General features: G+C 70.6%; 18 protein-coding genes, 1 tRNA gene and 1 pseudogene. 2 read left to right on the plus strand and 18 right to left on the minus strand.

The window, feature by feature from the left end; genetic code table 11:
- Nucleotides 1–2: 2 nt before the first annotated feature.
- Nucleotides 3–485 carry a MarR family winged helix-turn-helix transcriptional regulator gene (locus ABH926_RS01570; protein ID WP_370363409.1) on the minus strand — a complete coding sequence of 161 codons (483 nt, stop codon included), beginning with the start codon at nt 483–485 and terminating at the stop codon, nt 3–5.
- A gap of 51 nt (nt 486–536) precedes the next feature.
- Nucleotides 537–613: transfer RNA gene (locus tag ABH926_RS01575), tRNA-Met, on the minus strand.
- 139 nt (nt 614–752) lie between these two features.
- On the opposite strand from ABH926_RS01575, the gene ABH926_RS01580 reads away from it, so the two are divergent.
- On the plus strand, nt 753–1640 hold the full coding sequence (locus ABH926_RS01580) for an alpha/beta fold hydrolase (protein ID WP_370363410.1): 888 nt from the start codon (nt 753–755) through the stop codon (nt 1638–1640).
- A 67-nt stretch (nt 1641–1707) separates the two neighbouring features.
- On the opposite strand, the gene ABH926_RS01585 is transcribed toward ABH926_RS01580, so the two are convergent.
- The 4 genes from ABH926_RS01585 to ABH926_RS01600 are packed head-to-tail and all read right to left on the minus strand — an operon-like array spanning nt 1708 to nt 5971.
- Nucleotides 1708–2880: a Gfo/Idh/MocA family protein gene (locus ABH926_RS01585; protein ID WP_370363411.1), complete on the minus strand. Its 1173-nt coding sequence runs from the start codon at nt 2878–2880 to the stop codon at nt 1708–1710.
- Nucleotides 2881–2906: 26 nt separating this feature from the next.
- Entirely contained in the window at nt 2907–3722 is an 816-nt protein-coding gene (locus ABH926_RS01590; protein ID WP_370363412.1) for a carbohydrate ABC transporter permease, read from the minus strand.
- Nucleotides 3715–4704 carry a carbohydrate ABC transporter permease gene (locus tag ABH926_RS01595; RefSeq protein WP_370363413.1) on the minus strand — a complete coding sequence of 330 codons (990 nt, stop codon included), beginning with the start codon at nt 4702–4704 and terminating at the stop codon, nt 3715–3717. The genes ABH926_RS01590 and ABH926_RS01595 overlap by 8 nt, the downstream gene beginning before the upstream one ends.
- Nucleotides 4705–4708: 4 nt before the next feature.
- Nucleotides 4709–5971 (minus strand): sugar ABC transporter substrate-binding protein, encoded by a 1263-nt coding sequence (locus ABH926_RS01600; RefSeq protein WP_370363414.1) that lies wholly within the window; start codon nt 5969–5971, stop codon nt 4709–4711.
- Between the two features lie 280 nt (nt 5972–6251).
- Here ABH926_RS01600 and ABH926_RS01605 point away from each other — a divergent pair.
- Nucleotides 6252–7292, plus strand: a pseudogene (locus ABH926_RS01605) (ROK family protein); the annotation flags it as partial.
- Between the two features lie 9 nt (nt 7293–7301).
- On the opposite strand, the gene ABH926_RS01610 reads toward ABH926_RS01605, so the two are convergent.
- The 12 genes from ABH926_RS01610 to ABH926_RS01665 all read right to left on the minus strand — a co-directional run bounded on the left by ABH926_RS01610 (nt 7302) and on the right by ABH926_RS01665 (nt 19257).
- Complete coding sequence (locus ABH926_RS01610) at nt 7302–8486, minus strand: branched-chain amino acid ABC transporter permease (protein ID WP_370363415.1); 1185 nt, start codon at nt 8484–8486, stop codon at nt 7302–7304.
- Entirely contained in the window at nt 8483–9358 is an 876-nt protein-coding gene (locus tag ABH926_RS01615) for a branched-chain amino acid ABC transporter permease (RefSeq protein ID WP_370363416.1), read from the minus strand. The genes ABH926_RS01610 and ABH926_RS01615 overlap by 4 nt, the downstream gene beginning before the upstream one ends.
- Nucleotides 9355–10176, minus strand: coding sequence for an ABC transporter ATP-binding protein (locus tag ABH926_RS01620; protein WP_370363417.1), 822 nt, complete (start codon nt 10174–10176; stop codon nt 9355–9357). Before ABH926_RS01620 ends, ABH926_RS01615 begins: the two co-directional genes overlap by 4 nt.
- Complete coding sequence (locus ABH926_RS01625; RefSeq protein ID WP_370363418.1) at nt 10173–10886, minus strand: ABC transporter ATP-binding protein; 714 nt, start codon at nt 10884–10886, stop codon at nt 10173–10175. Before ABH926_RS01625 ends, ABH926_RS01620 begins: the two co-directional genes overlap by 4 nt.
- 2 nt (nt 10887–10888) lie before the next feature.
- Nucleotides 10889–12112: a substrate-binding domain-containing protein gene (locus ABH926_RS01630; protein ID WP_370363419.1), complete on the minus strand. Its 1224-nt coding sequence runs from the start codon at nt 12110–12112 to the stop codon at nt 10889–10891.
- Between the two features lie 10 nt (nt 12113–12122).
- The gene (locus ABH926_RS01635; RefSeq protein ID WP_370363420.1) at nt 12123–12788 is read right to left on the minus strand and encodes a CoA transferase subunit B; all 666 of its coding nucleotides are present in this window, start codon (nt 12786–12788) and stop codon (nt 12123–12125) included.
- A gap of 1 nt (nt 12789) precedes the next feature.
- Complete coding sequence (locus ABH926_RS01640) at nt 12790–13500, minus strand: CoA transferase subunit A (protein WP_370363421.1); 711 nt, start codon at nt 13498–13500, stop codon at nt 12790–12792.
- Between the two features lie 74 nt (nt 13501–13574).
- Nucleotides 13575–15494, minus strand: coding sequence for a helix-turn-helix domain-containing protein (locus tag ABH926_RS01645; RefSeq protein ID WP_370363422.1), 1920 nt, complete (start codon nt 15492–15494; stop codon nt 13575–13577).
- A 22-nt stretch (nt 15495–15516) separates the two neighbouring features.
- Nucleotides 15517–16311 (minus strand): 3-hydroxybutyrate dehydrogenase, encoded by a 795-nt coding sequence (locus ABH926_RS01650; protein ID WP_370363423.1) that lies wholly within the window; start codon nt 16309–16311, stop codon nt 15517–15519.
- A 79-nt stretch (nt 16312–16390) separates the two neighbouring features.
- Nucleotides 16391–16753 carry a nuclear transport factor 2 family protein gene (locus ABH926_RS01655; protein ID WP_370363424.1) on the minus strand — a complete coding sequence of 121 codons (363 nt, stop codon included), beginning with the start codon at nt 16751–16753 and terminating at the stop codon, nt 16391–16393.
- 83 nt (nt 16754–16836) lie between these two features.
- Entirely contained in the window at nt 16837–18444 is a 1608-nt protein-coding gene (locus tag ABH926_RS01660) for an RICIN domain-containing protein (protein WP_370363425.1), read from the minus strand.
- A 9-nt stretch (nt 18445–18453) separates the two neighbouring features.
- Nucleotides 18454–19257: a DeoR/GlpR family DNA-binding transcription regulator gene (locus tag ABH926_RS01665; RefSeq protein ID WP_370363426.1), complete on the minus strand. Its 804-nt coding sequence runs from the start codon at nt 19255–19257 to the stop codon at nt 18454–18456.
- Nucleotides 19258–19263: the final 6 nt, after the last annotated feature.

Here is a 19263-nt window from a genome sequence, read left to right on the forward strand (position 1 = left end):
CGTCAGTCGTGCTTCTCGCAGGTGAAGTCGTCCCCGAACACGACAGGCACCTGATTCGCCATGACCAGACGGCCGAGCAATTCCGCCAGCTGTGCCTGTTCCTCGCCGGAGAGCATGACCGGCAGCTCGGCGACGCGCTGCACGGTCTCGTCGTAGAACTCCTCGGCGAGCCTCTCGCCCTCCTCGGTGAGGAAGACGCGGACCGCGCGGCCGTCGGCGCTGTCCGCCTCGCGCCGGACCAGGCCGCGGCGCAGCGAGCGGTCCACCAGGCCGGTGAGGCTGGATTTGGCCAGACCGAGGATGCGGACCAGTTCGCCCATGCCGAAGCCCTCTTCGGGCTTGCCCATCAGGACGCAGAGCAACTGGCCCTGCTGCGAGGTGAGCTGGTGCTTGCGAGCCGTCTGCTCGTAGGTGGCGTCGACCAGGAAGGCCGAGCGGACAAGCGCCGTGACGATGCTCATCTCGGCTTCCGGTTCGCGCACCATCGGGGCTCCCACATAAACGTCGAGGCCCCTCAGATATCTGAGGGGCCTCGTTGGTAGCGGGGACAGGATTTGAACCTGCGACCTCTGGGTTATGAGCCCAGCGAGCTACCGAGCTGCTCCACCCCGCGCCGTTTTGCTTCTCCTCTACTGTAACACCTCTTCGCTACCGACTGGCGCGATATTCGCGTGGGCACCACCACACCCGCGGCGCCGGATATGGCGACGGGCCCTATTGCCATGGCATTCTGTCGCGGGGAACCTGGCAGGATGCGACAGAGCGTGGAGATCCAGTTCCCCTCAGGTGCCGGTTCGTATGCGGTGACCCACTGGTCGGGACCCGGAGAGACGGATCAGGCACCTACTGTGATCGCCGCGCACGGCATCACCGCCAACAGCCTGGCCTTCGCGCCGTTGGCCGAGGCGCTGCCGGAGGTCGACCTCATCGCACCGGACCTGCGCGGTCGCGGGCGCTCCCGCGAAGTCGGCGGCCCGTACTCGATCGCCGCTCACGCGGACGACCTGGTCCGCACCCTCGACGAGTTCGGGGTGGAGCGCGCGACCATGCTGGGCCATTCGATGGGCGGATGGGTGGCCGCGACCGCTGCGGTCCGGCACCCGGACCGGTTCACCGGGGTGGTGCTGGTCGACGGCGGCCTGGGTTTCCCTCTGCCCGAGGGCACCGATCTGGACCAGCTGCTCGACGGACTGCTCGGCCCGGCGATGGCCAAGCTGCGCACGGTCTACGCCAGCCGGGAGGAATTCCTTGCGCCATGGCGCACGCATCCGTCCTTCCAGGACGGCGGATACACCCCCGAGGTCGAGGCCTACCAGCTGCGCGACATCATCGGCACCGAGCCGGAGATCCGCTCGGCGTGCATCCTGGAGGCGGTGCGGGGCGACGCGGCGGACCAGCTGCGGAATCCTGAGGTGGTCGGCGCGATCCGCCGGCTGCCGAGGCCGGCGACGTTCCTGTACGCCGAACGGGGTCTGCTGAACGAGCCCGTCGGGCTCTACTCCCCCGAGGTCGTGGCCGCGGCCGAGCTCCCCGGAGCCGGGGTCGGCGTGCGTTTCGTACCCGGCACCAACCACTATTCGATCTTGCTCGGCGACCGCGGGATCACCGCGGTCGCCGAGGCGGTCAGGGCGCTGCTGTAGGCAGGCGCCCCGATCTCGACCGGACGGGCCGGGCGCGGGTTCGAACCCGCGCCCGGTGCGGACGCCCTCAGCGCACCTGCCCCCGATCGAAGTACTCGACCAGCTCCGGATCCAGCGGCGGGATCTCCAGCGGCGTGCCGCCGTCGCGCAGCGAGAGCGTGGCCATGTAGCCGGCGGCCACGCTCATCCGCGCCGCGACCGGCGAGGTGTCGGTGGCCCCGCCGTCGCGGACGAAGCGGGCGAACTCGGCCATGATCGCGCCGTCCGCGCCGCCGTGGCTGCCGGCCGCGTCCGGGACGCGGTAGGCGATGTCGGCGTCACCGCGGTAGCCGGTCGGGCCGGTGTTCCAGACCTTCACCACGTCGCCGGGGCCGTCGCCGAAGTTCTCCAGCCGGCCCTCGGTGCCGATCACCGTGTAGTTGCGGAAGTAGTCCGGCGCGAAGTGGCACTGCTGGTAGGCCGCGATGACGCCGTTGTCCAGCGTCATGTTCATCACCGAGACGTCCTCGACCTCGATCCGGTGGTTCAGGTCGCGGCGGGCCGTCGGCGGCCAGTCGAACTCCTTGAGCCACCCGGCCGGCCGTGGCGTCCCCTCCGCGCGCCGCGGCAGGTCTCCGTAGACCATCAGGTCTCCGAAGGCGCTGACCCGCTTGGTGAATCCCCCGGCCAGCCAGTGCACGACGTCCAGGTCGTGCGCCGCCTTCTGCAGCAGCAGGCCGGTGGTGCGGTCCCGCTCGGCGTGCCAGTCCTTGAAGTAGTAGTCGCCGCCGTAGGACACGAAGTGCCGGACCCACACGGTCTTCGGCTCGCCGATGTCGCCGCGCGCGATGACGTCGCGCATCGTCCGGACCACGCCCATGTGCCGCATGTTGTGGCCGACGTAGAGCCGGGTCCCGGTCTCGTACGCGGCGCGCAGGATGGCGTCCGAGCTCTCGATGGTGATGGCCATCGGCTTCTCGAGGTAGACCGCCTTGCCCGCGTGCAGGCACTCGACGGCTATCGTCTCGTGCGTGTCGTCCGGCGTCATGATGATGACGGCGTCGATGTCGGAGCGCGTCAGCAGTTTGCGGTAGTCGTCGACGGTCTCCGTCACCCCGACCCGCTCCGTCGCCTTGGCCAGCGCGGCGGGATCGGTGTCGCACAGGACGGCGACCTCGAAGCCGCGGTCCGGCTGGTGTGCGGCGACGGCCAACGAGGTGCGCAGGCCCAGGCCGATCACACCGAAGCGCAGGTTGCTCACAGCAGAGTGTGCCTTTCTGAAAAGTCTTACTTGGTGCCGGTGAGGGCGATGCCCTCGGTGATGCGGCGCTGCGCGGCCAGGAACAGCAGGATCATCGGCAGGCTGGCCAGCAGCGAGCCGGCCATCAGCAGCGGGTACTCGGTGAGGTGCTCACCCTGGAGCGTGGACAGGCCGACGGTGAGCGGCATCTTGGAGTCGTCGTTCACCACGACCAGCGGCCACAGCAGGTCGTTCCAGGACCACAGCACCGTGAGCACGCCCATGGAGATCAGCCCGGGCTTGGCCAGCGGCAGCATCACCGACCAGAAGATCCGGAAGGTGCCGGCACCGTCCAGGCGCGCCGCCTCCTCGACCTCGTTCGGCAGCGACATGAAGAACTGCCGCAGCATGAACGTGCCGAAGGCGCTGAACAGACCCGGCAGGACCACGCCGGACAGCGTGTTGAGCAGGCCCAGGTTCTGCACCAGCTGGTACTGCGGGAGCAGGTAGACCTGGCTGGGGACCATCAGGACCGCGAGCATCACCAGGAACAGGGCATTGCGGCCCGGGAAGCGCAGCCGTGCGAAGGCATAGGCGGCCATCGAGCAGAACAGCACCTGCGCCACGACCCGCACGACGGTCTGCAGCACCGAGTTCAGGAACTGCTGGGCGAACTTGGTGTCGTGGAAGACCTGGCTGTAGTTCGACCACTGCCACGAGGGCAGGAAGTGCGGAGGCACGCTGGTGGCCTCGCCGGTGGTCTGCAACGAGGTGATGAGCTGCCACAGGAAGGGCGCGATCATCGCCGCCGCGCCGACGGCCAGGATCACGTGGATCGGCCACAACCGCTGCCTGCTACCCATAGTGGACCCACCTCTTCTGCAGCCGGAACTGGAGCGCGGTCAGCACCAGCAGCACCAGCGTGAGCACCACGGCGATGGCGGCGGCCAGGCCCTGGTTGCCGGTGACGAAGGCGTCCTCGTAGAAGAGGTAGGCGATCGTCTTGCTGCCGGCCAGCGCCGGGTTGGACTTGCCGAGCATCAGCAGCACCATGTCGAACATCTGCAGGCCGCCGATCACCGACAGCACCGAGACGAAGAAGATGCTGGGGCTCAGCAGGGGCAGCGTGATCGAGAAGAACTGCTTGATCCGGCCGGCGCCGTCGAGCGAGGACGCCTCGTAGTACTGCCGCGGGATGTTCTTCAGCCCGGCGGCGAAGATGATCATGTTGTAGCCGAGCGAGCTCCAGATGCCCACCAGGCCCATGGCCCAGATTGTGTACCGGTCGTCGGACACCCAGTGCGGGCCGTGGATCCCGATCAGCGACAGCAGGTAGTTGATGAGGCCGTAGTCGCCGTTGTAGAGCCAGCGCCAGATCATCGCGACCGCGGCCGGCATGGTGACCACCGGGATGAAGTACAGGACCCGGTACAGGCTCGCGTACTTGCCGCTCACCTGGTTCATCAGCGCGGCGAAGACGATCGACAGCGGGATGCCGGCCAGGACGATCAGCGAGTACTTGACCGTGTTCCAGGCCGCGCGCGGCAGCTGCGGATCGGACATGAACGAGCTGTAGTTCTGGAAGCCGACCCACTGCTGGCCGCCGAAGACGCCCCACGAGGTGAAGCTGAAGTAGGCGGACTGGAAGATCGGCCACAGGTAGAAGATCACCAGGCCCAGGAACAGCGGCGCGATCATCGCGTAGCCCCAGGCCCATTCCTTCATGTGCGCCTTGGAGAAGCGGGGGCGCCGGCCGGCGACCGGCCGGGGGGCCGGCCCGCGCTCCGGGCCGGCCCCCCGCGCCGCCTTGCCGGCGGCGACGGAGGGGGATTCGGTGGCTGACACCCGGTTACTCCTTGGCCAGTTCGGCGTTCATCTGGTCCGCTATCTGCTTGACGCCGGTCTGCAGATCGAGCTTGCCGCCCCAGATCTGGTCCAGCGTGGCCTGCATGGGCGTGGTCCAGGCCGCGGTGTTCTTCGACACCGGGTAGGGCACGGAGACGTCCAGCTGGTCGATGAAGGACTGCAGGTGGTACTGCGGGGTCGAGGCCACCCAGGTCGCGGACAGGCCGTTGTAGGCCGGGATCACGGTGCCGGTCTTGGCCTGGATCTCGTTGGCGTCCTTGCCGCCGAGGTACTGCACGAACTCCCAGGCCGCCTGCGGGTGCTTGGTCTTGGCGTAGATGACGTTCGCCAGGCCGTTGATGACTGTGCCCTTCTTGCCGTCCGGGCCGGCCGGCAGCGGCGCGACGTCGGCGTCCAGGCCGGCCGCCGCCTTGTACTCGGGCATGTCGTAGTCGCCGTCGGCGAACATCGCCACCTTGCCGGAGGCGAACAGCTGGTCCGGCTGGGTGTCGGTCATCTGCTGCGCGGTCGGGGAGACGTGGTACTTGGTGATGAAGTCCAGCGCGTACTGCAGGCCGGCGATGCTCTTGGGGTCGTCGAACCCGGACTTCTTGTGGTCCGGGGTGATGGCCTGGCCGCCGGCCTGGAGCATGGTGTTGTACAGGTTCTCCTGCGTCCAGTCCGGGGAGGCGATGCCCCACACGCCCTTGCCCGGGTCGTTCAGCTTCTGGGCCGCGCTGATCACGTCCTGCCAGGTCCAGCTGGCGGTCGGGTATTTCACCCCGGCGGCGTCGAAAAGCTTCTTGTTGTACCAGAGGCCGACGGTGTCGAAGTCCTTCGGCATGCCGTACTGCTTGCCGTCCAGGGTGTAGACGTCGTTCAGCGACTTCGGGAACGGGGTGTTGTCGAAGCCGGGCTTGTCCGACAGCGACAGCAGCTGCTTCTGGCCGGCGTACAGGCCGATGCGGGTGGTGCTCATCCAGAAGACGTCCGGGGCGGTGCCGGAGGCGGCCGCGGTCTGGAGCTTGGTCCAGTAGTCGGCGTTCGGCGTCAGCTGGATGTTGATCGTGATGTTCGGGTGCAGGGCGTGGAACGCGTCGGCGATCTCCTGCATCGCGGGCTTCTGCTTCGGGTCCCAGATGCCGTAGGTCAGGGTGACCGGACCGGCGTCGGCCTGTCCGGAAGACGAGGACTTCGAGGAGGAACAGCCGGTCGCAGCCAGGGCCAGAGCCCCGCCGACGGCCAGCACCAACGCCTTTCGGAACATCCGCGTCTCCCAACGTTTTCGTGCGCCGTCCGCGGCGTCTTCGCCTGTCAGAGGGCTGTGAGGGGTGGGGGCGGGAGGCGGGCCTCCCGTGATCCGGGACACTAGCCGCCGTTTTTGCTTGAGACCAGTGTTAATCGAGCAGGGTCACGCACGAGACGCGAAAAAGTGCTCGTTCCGAGATCGGTCCGTGATCTTCAATCGGGATGACCCGGACATCTTTAAAACAGCCACCAGGATAAATGCCTGCCGTTCCCGGGCTCGGCCGCCTAAGATGGCCGCCATGCGACGGACCAGCGGCGACGGCAGCTTCCTGCGGAGCCTCAACGAGGTGGCGGTGCTGCGCGCACTGCGCGAGACCGGGACGCCGACCCTGGCCGAGGTGGCCCGGACCGCGCAGCTCTCGCGGGCCACGACCGAGGTCATCATGGACTCGCTGCAGCGCAACGGCTGGGTGGTCGAGGCCGAGGCGGTGGCCGACGGGCAGCGCGGGCGGCCGGCCCGGCGCTACACCTTCCGGGCGGCCGCGGCGCACGTCGCCGGGGTCGCCATCGGCGGCTCCGGCATCACCGCGATGGTCGCCGACCTGAACGGGGACGTGGCGGGCCGGGCCGTGGAGCACCTGAGCCCCGAGCTGTCCGCCGCGGACCGGCTGACCGCCGTGCAGCGGGTGCTGGAGCGCGCCGCCGGCGCGGCCGACGTGCCGCTGAGCCGGCTGGCCACGGTCGGCGTCGGCACCACCGGCGTCATCGACAACGAGGGCCGGGTGCTCAAGAGCGTGGCGCTGTCCGACTGGTCGGGGGTGGACCTGCAGGCCGAACTGGCCTCCCGGCTGCCGGTCCCGGTGCTGGTCGAGAACGACATGCGGCTGGCGGTGCTGGCCGAGCACTGGCGCGGCGCGGCCTGCGAGCACGAGAACGTGCTCTACCTGCACACCGGCCGCCGGATCGGGCTGGGCCTGCTGTTCGGCGGGGTGCCCTACCGGGGCTCGCACGCCGCCGCCGGCGAGCTCGGCGGCCATCCGAACAGCCGGTGGGCGGCGTTCCAGCACGTCATGGACTACGCGATGGCCGCCGACCCGGGCGAGCTGCGGGCGCCGTCGCAGGCCGCGCTGTTCGCGATGGAACGCGCCGCCGCCGGCGACGAGAAGGCCGCGGCGGCGTTCGAGGCGTTCGCCCGGGCCCTGGCCGAAGGACTGGTCAGCCTGGTGACGCCGCTGGATCCGGACCTGGTGGTGATCGGCGGGAGCCTGGCCCAGACCGGCGAACACCTCACCGAGCCGATCAAGGCCCTGCTCGGTGAGGTGTGCCTGTACCCGCCGGAGGTGAAGGTGTCAGAGCTCGGAGGCGACGCGGTCGGGATGGGCGCCGTGCGCCTGGCTCTCGACCACGCCGAGCCCGTGCTGTTCGCCTCGCTGTCCTCGGGGGCCGCCGGGCCTTCCGATACTTCTGCGGCTTCTGGAACCTCGGCGGCGTAGTCCGCGTAGCCGGCCTGGCAGGGCGGCCAAACCGCCGGGGACCGCGTAGATCACCAGCACGAACAGCACGCCGAGCAGCACCAGCGGCTGCGACAGCGGGACGCGCAGGAACGCCGGCAGGCCCGCGACCGAGTCCGAGGTGGCGACCGAGCCGAGCCGGTGGTCCAGCAGCGTGTAGAGCACGCCGCCGAGCACCGGGCCCCAGCGCGTGCCGGACCCGCCGAGCACCACCATGACCAGCAGCGCCAGGGTGAAGTCGGTGGTCGTGGTCTCGGGCGTGGCGCCGGCGGTGACCAGCAGGTGCACCACGCCGCCGGCCGCGCCGAGCGTCCCGGCCAGCACGAACGCGCCGAGCTGGTAGCGGAACGGATTCAGGCCGAGCACCTCGGCCCGCCGCTGGTTGTCGCGGATCGCCTGCCAGACCCGGCCGATCCGGCTGCCGGTCAGCCACCACACGACACCGCAGACCACGACCAGGTAGGCCAGCGCGAGCCAGTACAGGTTGACGGTGTTGACCACGCCGACGAACGCCGCGGGCACCTTCTCGGTGCTCAGCGGCAGCCCTTCCTCGCCGCCGGTGGTCTTCGGGTGCAGGCCGACCAGGATCGAACCGGCCTGCGCGAACGCCAGGGTGACCATGGCGAACCCGACGGTGCCCAGGTTTCCGACACCCTTCAGCGAAACCGCGCCGAGCAGGGTGCTGACCGCGGCACCGATCCCGATCGCCAGCACGGCGGCGAGCGCGAGCGGCAGATGCATGTCCTTCATCGCCAGCTCGGCGCTGTACGCGCCGATCGCGACATAGAGCGCGTGCCCGAACGACATCAGGCCGAGCCGGCCGAACAGCAGGTCGTAGCCGACGGCCAGACCCGCGAACAGCAGGCACAGCGCGAGCAGTTGGAGCGAGCCGGGCGTGTTGACCGCACCGTCGAACACCCCGGGGATCTGGAGGGTCGAGTAGGGCAGGCTGAGCAGGACCGCGAGGACCGCGACCGGTATCAGGTGCTTGGCATGAATCAGGTGCTTGGCATGACGCTTCACACGGCCCTCCGGATGAGCCTTTGGATGCCGTCCCCGTTTCCGCGTACGAGCAGCACCACGGCGAGGATCGCGACCGCGGCGAAGTCGCCGAGGCCGGAGGCGGCGTAGTAGTTGGTGAACTGCTGGATCAGCCCGACGGCAGCCGCGGCCAGCGCCACCCCGTCGGTCCGCCCCATCCCGCCGATCACCACGACCACGAACCCGAACACCAGCAGCGACGTACCCTGGTCGGGCGAGACGCTGCCGAAGTAGACCCCGCCGAGCGCCCCGGCCAGCCCGGCCAGCGCGCCGCCGATCGCGAAGACCAGGGTGAAGGCCTTGCGCACGTCGATGCCGAGCGCGGTGACCATGGCGCGGTCCTCGACGCCGGCGCGGACGACGAGCCCGTAGCGGGTCCTGGCCAGGAACAGCTTGAGCGCGGCCAGGACCACGAGCGCGGCGGCGATGAGCACGAAGCGGTCGGTGGGCACCTTCGCGCCGAGCAGGCTCACGGTCCCGGCGAGTTGCTTGGGCACCTGGAGCTGCCGGGCGTCGGCGCCCCAGATGCCCTGGACGAGGGCCGGGAGCGCGAGGCCGAGGCCGACGGTGACGAGGATCTGGTCCTTGGGCCGGGAGTACAGGGGCCTGATGAGGACGGTCTCGATCAGCGCGGCGAGAACCGCGCCGACGACGACGGCGACCGCTATCGCGACGGCGAACGGCAGGTGGCCGGTCAGCCGCCAGGCCGCGTAGGCGCCGGCGGTGACCAGGGCGCCGTGGGCGAAGTTGAGGACGTCCATCAGGCCGAAGATGAGGGACAGGCCGCTGGCGATGAGGAAGTACAGGGCGCCCAGGCCCAGGCCGGTGAGGGTGAGGAGGACGAGGGTGCTCATCGGCCACCGCCGCCGGGCTTCGCAACAGGGTCGCCGCCGGCCTCGCTCGCCGGATCGCCGCCAGCGTGGCCCGCCGCATCGCCGCCAGCCTCGCCGCCAGCAGGTTCCGCCGCACCACCGCCGCGCGCCTGCCCGACGCCCAGCAACTCCTGCGTCAGCGCCGCGTCCGCCAGCAGGTCCCGCACCGGCCCGCGGTGCACCACCTGCCCGGCCGCCAGCACCACGCCGTCGCGGGCGAGCCGGCGCACCAGCGCGAGGTTCTGCTCGACCAGCAGCATCGGCACGCGCTCGGCGGCGCGTTCGAGCACCTCCGCCACTTCGGTCACCACCTTCGGGGCCAGGCCCTTCGTCGGTTCGTCGACCACGATCAGGCGGTTGTCGTTGAGGAGGGTGCGCGCGATCGCGACCATCTGCTGCTGGCCGCCGGACAGGGTGCCGGCGGCCTGCGCGCCGCGTGTCTTGAGCTCGGGGAAGAGTTCGTAGACCAGGTCGTAGGCGTGGTGCGAGCGGCGCCGCTCGGCCAGGGCCAGGTTCTCCGTCACCGTCAGCTTCGCGAAGACGCAGCGGTCCTCCGGTGCGTAGCCGATGCCGCGCCGCACGATCTCGTGCGTGCGCAGCCGGTGCACCGGGTCGCCGTCGAAGGCGATGCGGCCGGTGCGCGGGACCAGGCCGAGGATCGCCTTGACCGTCGTCGTCTTGCCGACGCCGTTGCGTCCCAGCAGGGCGGTGACGCCGGTCGGCGCCACCGCGAACGACACGCCCTGCAGGATGTGCGAGCCCGCGATGGTGACGCGGACGTCGTCGAGTTCGAGGATCACAGTGCGTCCCCCACGTAAGCCTCCTGCACCCGCGGGTCGGCCATGATCCGCTCCGGGGTGTCGATCGCGAGCAGCGCGCCGTGGTGCATCACCGCGACGCGGTCGGCCAGGCCCAGCAGGACCTCCATGTGGTGCTCGACCATCAGCACCGTGGGGCCCTCGTCGCGGTGCAGGGTCCTGATCACCTCGACCAGTTCGGGCACGTCGCCGGACGCGACGCCGGCCATCGGCTCGTCGAGGAGCAGCAGCCGTTCGGCGCCGGAGGCGAGCAGCATGGCCAGCTCCAGCTTGCGCTTGTCGCCGTGGGACAGGTCGGCGGCCAGGGCGCCCGACTTCTCGGTCAGCCGGACGCGCTCCAGAGGATCACCGCCGGCCGCGTTCCGCTTCCCCGCGACCTGCTGGGCCAGCGCCACGTGCTCGGTGACCGTCATGGTCGGGAACACGCTGGAGGACTGGAAGGTGCGGCCGATGCCGCGCCGGGCCCGCTTGTGCGGCGGCTCGGTGGTGATGTCGGCGCCGTCCAGTGCGATGCGGCCGGCGCTGGCCCGGTTCAGGCCGCTGATCAGGTTGAACAGCGAGGTCTTGCCCGCGCCGTTCGGCCCGATCACCGCGACGAACTCGCCCTCGCCGACCGAGAGGTCCACAGCGGACAAGATCGCCGAGCCGCCGACTGTCCAGGACAGCCCGGTCAGTGTGAGGACGTCGCGCATCGTCAGCTCGCCGGGAAGCTCTTGGCCGGCGGCGCGACCTCGTTCGGGTCCAGGGTCTTCACCACGGTCGGGGTGGTGCCGTCCAGCTTGGCCTGGAACATCGGCTGCAGCAGCGCGTGGTCCGCGGCGCGGATCGTGTAGGCGCCCTTGACCCCGTCGAAGCTCCAGCCCTCCAGGTTCTTCACCATGGCGTCGACGTCGGTGTCGCCGTTCTCCGCGGCGTGCACCACCATCTGCGCGGCGGTGAAGCCGTCGGGACTGAACAGGTCCGACTGCTCACCGTGCGCCGCCAGGTAGGCGTCCATCGCCTTGGCCGCGTCGTTGCTGGTGCCGTCGGGGACGTAGTGCGCCAGGAAGGACACCTTGCCGCCGGTCGAGGCGAACACCGGGTAGGAGGCGCGCACGTCCAGGCCGGTGACGGTGGTCGTGGAGTCCAGCACGCCCTGCTGGGACAGCGCGGTCCACAGCGCCTGCGCCGTGGTGCCGGCCCAGGCCACGAACAGCAGGTCCGGCTTGGCGTTCTTGGCCTGGGTGGCGAACGGCGTCAGGTCGGTGGCGCTGGGCGGGGCGAGCACCGAGTCCACCTTGGCGCCCTTGGCCCCGAGCACCGCCTTCACCGCCGCGACGTTCGCCTGGCCGAAGGCGCTGTCCTGGGCCAGGACCGTGACGTGCTTGTTCGTCAGGTCGCCGACGAAGGACGCGGCGGTGGCGATGTCCTGATACGTCTCGCGGCCCGACCGGAACGTGTACTTGTTCAGGCCGGTGACCTCGTCGGTCGCGGCCGGGCCGGAGATGAACAGCACCTTGTTCTGCGCGGCCAGCGGCGCCACCTGGAGCGCCACGCCGGAGGCGGTGGACCCGGCCAGGATGCGGTAGCCCTGGCCGATCAGGTCCTTGGCGGCGCTGACCGCCTTGGTCGGGTCCCCCGCGTCGTCGCGCTGGACCACCTCGATCTTGTGGCCGTTCACGGCGTCGGTGCCGTGCGTGGCATAGTCCAGGCCGGCCAGGAAGCCCTGGTAGTAGTCCTTGCCGTAGTCGGCGAGCGCCCCGGTCTCGGAGTAGACGAGGCCGACCTTGATCGGCGCGCCGGAGGCCCCCGAGGAGGAGCCGCCGCCTGACGACCCGCCGGCCGCCTTGCTCGGGCTCCCGCACGCGGCCAGGGCCGCGATGGCCGCGGCGGCTATGGCGGCGGCGCTGTATCTGCGCAGGATGCTGGTGGAATGCATGGCCGGAACGTTAAGTGCGCGTTACGGGCCCCGAAATGTGGGCCACCGCCACATCGAGGGGCGCCGCGGTGTTGGCCATCACCTCCTCGACGCCGACACCCGGCGCCAGCTCGACCAGCCGGAAGCCCTCGGGTGTCACGTCGAGGACCGCGAGGTCGGTGATGACGCGGTCGACGACACCCTTGCCGGTCAGGGGAAGCGTGCACTCCTGGAGTAGCTTCGGGTAACCGTCCTTCGCAGTGTGCTCCATCACCACCAGCACCCGCCGCGCGCCGTGCACCAGGTCCATCGCGCCGCCCATGCCCTTGACCAGCTTGCCGGGCACGGTCCAGTTCGCCAGGTCGCCACGGGCCGAGACCTGCATGGCGCCGAGCACCGCGGTGTCGATGTGGCCGCCGCGGATCATGCCGAAGGAGGTGGCCGAGTCGAAGAAGCTCGCCCCGGGCCGGACCGTGACGGTCTCTTTGCCGGCGTTGACGAGGTCGGGGTCGACGACGTCCGGAGCCGGGTAGGGACCGAGGCCCAGGATGCCGTTCTCCGACTGCAGGACCACTTCGACGCCGGGCGGGAGGTGGCCGGGGATCAGCGTCGGCAGGCCGATGCCGAGGTTGACGTAGGAGCCGTCACGGAGTTCGCGCGCCGCTCGGGCGGCCATTTCGTCGCGGGTGAGGGGCATGTCAGGAAACTCCGTTCGGGGTGGTGGTCCGCTTCTCGATGCGCTTGTCCCGCTGGTCCGGCGGGACCTGGACCACGCGCTGCACGAAGACGCCCGGCAGGTGGATCTCGTCGGGGTCGAGCTCCCCGGGCTCGACGAGCTCTTCGACCTCCGCGAGGGTGACCCGGCCGGCCATCGCCACGACCGGGTTGAAGTTGCGGGCCGAAGCGTGGAAGACGAGGTTCCCGTGGCGGTCCCCCTTCGCGGCGCGGACCAGCGCGAAGTCCGCGGTGATGGCGGGTTCCAGCAGGTACTCGCGACCGCCGAGGACGCGTGTCTCCTTGCCCTCGGCGACGCTCGTGCCGACGCCGGCCGGGGTGTAGTACGCCGGGATCCCCAGGCCGCCGGCGCGCAGGCTCTCGGCGAGCGTGCCCTGCGGCAGGAGCTCGACCTCCAGCTCGCCGGCCAGGTACTGGCGTGCGAACTCCTTGTTCTCGCCGACATAGGAGCTGGTCATCTTGGCGATGCGGCCCGCGCTCAGCAGCAGGCCGAGGCCCCAGTCGTCCACGCCGCAGTTGTTGGAGACGACGGAGAGCCCGGTCGCGCCCTGCTCGAGCAGGGCAGTTATCAGGGTGCTGGGGATTCCGCAGAGGCCGAAGCCGCCCACGGCGAGCGTGGCCGCCGAGGGGATGTCGGCCACCGCTTGGGACGGGGTCGGGGCTGTCTTGTCCATGGGGATGGACGGTATGGACGAACTACGGCGTTTGATATGTCTTCGCCCGCCACAAGATCAAGCGGGGTTGTGCGTCAGAGCCCCATGACGCGCCGGATCTGGAGCGCCAGCTGGATCTCCAGGCTGCGGCCGGGCTCCTGCCAGTCGGCGCCGAGCAGCCGCGCGGTGCGGTCCAGGCGCTGGGTCACGGTGTTGACGTGGATGTGCAGGGCCTCGCCGGTGCGGCCGAGGCTGCGGCCGCAGGCGAAGTACTGCTCAACCGTGCCGAGCAGGTCGGTGCCGCGCTTGGCGTCGTAGTCGACCAGCGGCCCGAGGGCGTTGCGCACCACGGCGCCGGGATCGCCGCCGCCGAGGACCAGCGCCAGGAAGCCGAGGTCGGAGGACGCGGCGGCGCAGCCGCCGCGTCCGAGGGCGTGCAGGGCGCTGAGACAGCGGACCGCTTCGGCGTGGGCGTCGGCGTACGCGGCCACGTCCGACTTCGGACCACCCGCGCCGACCGTGACCGGATGGGCCAGACCGCCGCGCAGCGCGGACAAGACACGCTGCGCTGCTGCGGCCGCATCGTGGCCGGGAAGCAGGAGGACGATGCGGCCCTCGTGCGAACCCGCGAGGCCGCCCTCGGCCTTGGCCAGGCGGCCGGCGGCGAAGTGCGCGCGGGGACGGTCGGCCGGGGCGGCGTCGGCGGCCACGACGACGTGGGGACGGTCCAGGTCGACACCGACGCGGCGGGCACGCTCGGCGAGGGTGGAGGTGTGGCGGACCGGGACGGCGAGGAGGTCGTCGAGCAGATCGCCGCCCAACCGCTCCGCGGCTTCGGCTTCAGACCTGCGCATCAGCAGATGGAGCGCGACGACGAGCGCCGCACGCTCAAGGATGCGCTGGTCGACATCGCTGAACGACTCGGGCGCGTGCAGGATCAGCGCGCCCAGGGGTTCGGCCGCGGCGGCCACCGCCGCGACGACCAGGTCGCCGGAGCGCACAGCGTGGCCAGTCGCCGCGGACAAGGAGATCAGATCAGCCGCGTCGCGAAGGACCATCCCGAGCTCGGGGTTCTCGTCCTCGGCGGGTATTCCGGCCTCGGCCGCCTCTCCCCCAAGCGCCGTCACCACCCCGTCCGCGTCGACCACCACCAGCCCGCCGCCGAGCGCCTCCGCGACCGCCGCCGCGATCCCTTCCACGTCGCCGCCTCGCAGCACCAGGTCCGCCAGCTTGTCGTGCACCGCCGCGGCCCGCTCGACCGCTTCGCTGTGCGCGCGCACCAGCTCGTTCGCCGAGCGCAGCTCGCCGAGGGCGTCGCGGGTGGCCTGCAGCAGGCGCGCGTTGTCGATGGCGACCGCGGCATGCGCGGCCAGGGAGCCGAGCAGCGTGATCTCGTGGCGCGCGAAGGGCCGGGCGGTGCGGTTGGCGGCGAACAGCACGCCGATCACCCGGCTGCCGAGCACCAGCGGGACGCCGAGGATGGCGATCAGCCCCTCCTCGCCGACGCCCTCGTCGATCTCGTTCGTGTGCCGGAAGCGGGCGTCGCCGGGATAGTTGGGCGTGACGTACGGCTTCGCGGTCTGCGCGACCAGGCCGCCCAGGCCCGCGCCCATCGGCAGGCGCAGGGACTGGAAGCGGGCCGACACCGAGCCGTGGGTCACCCGCATGTACGTGTCGCCGCGGTCCGGGTCGTCGAGGGTCAGGTAGGTGACGTCCGCGCCGATCAGCGTGTGCGCACGGGTGACGATCGCCTTCAGGACCGCGCCGAGGTCGCGCAGGGCGGCCAGGTCGCCGGCGGTCTCGAAGAGCGCGACCAGCTCCGCCTCGCGGCGGCGGGAGCGGGCCAGGGTCGCGCGCACCTCCAGCGCCACCCGTTTGGCCGCCTCCAGCTCGGCCAGCTCCTCGGCGCCCGCGCCGGCCACGCGGGCGGCGACCACCGGGCCGTCGTACTCGATGGCGGCGGCGTCGCGGGCCAGCAGGTCGAGGAACACCGAAGCGGTGGCGAGCTCGGACATGGCGCCCAGCATCACGCGCACCTCACCGCGCTGTCCATCCACCGTCCATGGCCATAGAGGCGCCGGAGACCGAAGCCGCGGCCGGGGAGCACAGGTAGGCCACGAGCTCGGCCACCTCGGCGGGCTCGATCAGGCGCTTGACGGCCGAGCGCTCCAGCATCACCTTGGCCACCACCTCCTCCTCCGGGATGCCGTGCGCGGCGGCCTGGTCGGCGATCTGGTTCTCGACCAGCGGCGTGCGCACGTAGGCCGGGTTCACGCAGTTCGAGGTGACCCCGTACGGCGCGCCCTCCAGCGCCGCGACCTTCGACAGCCCTTCCAGGCCGTGCTTGGCGGTCACGTACGCGGCCTTGAACTCCGAGGCCCGCAGGCCGTGCGCCGAGGAGATGTTCACGATCCGGCCCCAGCCGCGCTCGTACATGTGCGGCAGCGACTCGCGGATCAGGCGGAACGGCGCCTCCAGCATCAGTCGCAGGATCAGCGAGTAGCGTTCGACCGGGAACTCGTGAAGCGGGGCCACATGCTGCAGGCCGGCGTTGTTGACCAGCACGTCCACCCCGCCGATCCGGTGCGGCAGCGCCGAGGCCTGGTCCAGGTCGCTCAGGTCGGCGACCAGCGCCTGGCCGCCGACCTTCTCGGCGGCGGCGTGCGCGCCGTCGGCGCTGATGTCGGCCACGACCACCTTGGCCCCGGCCGCGGCCAGCCGTTCGGCGCAGGCCAGGCCGATGCCGCCGGCGGCGCCGGTGACCAGCGCGGTGCGGCCGGACAGGTCCAGGACGGCAACAGCAGCGGCAGATGTGACAACAGCAGCGTCCATAGAAGGCGTCATACCCGGTCACGCTAGAGAGCGCGCTGCACGCTTCCCATGTTGTCCACCGCCACATACCCGCAACGGATCATGGCTGTCCCAGCCATGACGCCGGGTCATAGGGCGGCTCGCCGGCCTGGCCGGTGTCGAAGTGCGCGATCCGGTCGTCGGCGACCTCGAAGTGCCAGCGCGTGGCCATCGTGCCCCATTGTTCGTTCGTGTAGTCGGCGATCAGATCGCGGCCATCCGCCGACTGTTGGATCACGTCCATCCGGCCGCGCGTGTCGAAGGCCTCCCGTTGGAGCCAGTCCCAGAGCAGCCGCGGCGTCCCGTCGTCGGTCATCGTCGCGTTCTCGGTCATGGCGGCGCGCACGGCCGCCGGGTCGTTGGCGTTCAGCGCGTCCACGAAAGTGCGCACCGCCGGGTCCACCAGTTCCGAGGTCGGCATCATGAGGCGATGATCGAATGCCTCGGTGCCGCTCGCAACCGGGTGGACCCGGCGGTCAGGACGGTCCGGCGCCTACGCGCCGCGCGCTACCCCAGGCTCCACTGCTGGTTCGTGCCTCCGTTGCAGCCCCACAGTTCGATCAGGGTGCCGTCGGCGTTCCCGGCCGGCACGTTGCCGCCGGTCACGTCCAGGCACAGCCCGGACTGCACGCCGGTGATCGTCCCGTCGGGGTTCAGGTTCCACTGTTGGTTCGTCTGGCCGTTGCAGGTCCAGATGATGACCTTGGTTCCGGCTGTCGTCCCCTGGCCGCTGGCGTCCAGGCAAAGGCTGCCGTTGTAGACCTGGAGCGCCTTGCCCGAGGTCGGGGTGAAGGACTGGTTCGAGCCGGTGTTGCAGTCCCAGATCTCCAACTGCGTGCCGGTCGTCGTGCTCCCGTTCGGCACGTCCAGGCAGCGGCCGGACGACGCGCCGACGAACCGGTGCGCGCTCCCGACACTGCTCCCGCTGCCCGGGGACACCCGGTACATCACCGATCCGTGGGCGGGCACCGTGGCGCTGATCGAGCCGGACGTCGAGGTGATCATCTTCGACCACAGGTTGTCCAGCTTGTACGAGGACGACGACGCGATCCCGATGGCCGAAGCGGAGGTGGAGATGGTCTGCGCCGAGGAGTTCTCATTGAACAGCACGACCGCCACGTCGCCGTTGGTCAGCGGCTTGGCCATCACGTCGTTCCCGCCGGAGGAGGCGATCTCCTTCCCGGCCTTGCCCAGCGAGTCCTGGTCGACGGCGACAACGTCCTTGTTCGTGTACAGCGACAACGTCGCCGGCGTCGCGTTACGCAGATCCGTCCCGGAGATCAGCGGCGCGGCCATCTCGGCCCACAGCGACATCTCGGAGCGGTCCTCGGTGAACGACATCCCGTTGCCCACCTCGAGCATGTCCGGGTCGTTCCAGCCGCCGGGCGCGGCGTAGGACGCCAGCCCGACCGTGTTGTGGAAGTTGGACAGCATGCTGCTGAAGCTGGCGTTGATGTCGCCGGTGGTGCGCCACAGGTTGCCGACGCCGGCGCCCCACGTCCACACCGACTCCTGGCCCCAGTTGCACAGGCTGAACACGATCGGCCGGCCGGTCTTGGCCAGCGCGTCGCGCATCGCCGTGTAGCGGGTCTGGGCCGGGATCCCCTGGTTGTTGCAGTTGTCGTACTTGAGGTAGTCCACACCCCAGGACGCGAACGAGTTCGCGTCGGCCTGCTCGTGGTTCAGGCTGCCGGGGTACCCGGCGCAGGTCGCGGTGCCCGCGCTCTCGTAGATCCCGAGCTTGAGGCCCTTGCTGTGGACGTAGGCGGCGGTCCCCGAGATCCCGTCGGGGAACTTCGCCGGGTCGGGGACCAGGTTCCCGTTGGCGTCCCGGCTGGAGGACATCCAGCAGTCGTCGATGTTCACGTACTGGTAGCCGGCGTCCTTCATGCCGGACGAGACGATGAGGTCCGCCGTCTGTTCGACCAGGCTCTCCGAGACGTTGCACCCGAAGGAGTTCCAGTCGTTCCAGCCCATAGGCGGTGTCAGGGCCAGGCCGTTGCCGAGCGCTTGTGCAGGTGCCGATACCGCTACGCCGAACAACGTCCCGGCCACGAGGGCGAACGCTGCGAAGGCGGCGCGCAACTGTCGACTGCGCGGGGCCCGATGACGCATGGTGCCTCCCTACTCTTCCTCCTCATTCGCCCCCGCACCTTCAACGGGGACGACGATCAACTCCCCCACCGCCTCGCGCAGCGCCTGCCGCGCGGCCGAGCCCAGCCCGTCGTCGCTGACCAGCACCGAGGCCTCGTGCAGCGCGGCGATCTCCGAGAGCCCCACCACGCCCCACTTCGTGTGGTCGGCCATCACCACCAGGCGCCGCGCGGTGGAGACCAGCATCCGGTTGGTCTCGGCCTCCATCAGGTTCGGGCTGGTGAACCCGGCCTCGGCGTCGATGCCGTGCACCCCGATGAACACGCAGTCCAGGTGCAGCCGGCGGATCGCGTCGATCGCGACCGGGCCGACCAGCGCGTCGGAGATCGTGCGCACGCCGCCGGTGAGGATCACCGTCTGCGGCGGGCCGGGCAGCGCGTGCAGCAGTTCGGCGACCGGCGGCGAGTTGGTCACCACGGTCAGGTCCGGCACCCGGGCCAGCTGCTGGGCGAAGGCGTACGTCGTGGACCCGGCCGAGACCCCTATCGCCGTGCCGGGCCGCACCAGGTCCGCGGCGGCGCGGGCGATCGCCTCCTTGGCCCGGCGCTGCCGCGCGGCCTTCACGCTGAACGCCGGCTCGTCGGTGGAGCCGCCGCCGCGCGCCGTGGCGCCGCCGTGCACCTTGGTCACCAGGCCCTGGTCGGCCAGCGAGTCCAGGTCCCGGCGCACGGTCATGTCGGACACGTTCAGCGCCGCGACCAACTCCGTGACCCGCACGGCACCGTGCTGCCGGACTTCCTGGAGGATCCACGCCTGCCGCTGCGCTGCCAGCATCTGCCG

The organism is Catenulispora sp. GP43, assembly GCF_041260665.1.
GTDB lineage: Bacteria > Actinomycetota > Actinomycetes > Streptomycetales > Catenulisporaceae > Catenulispora.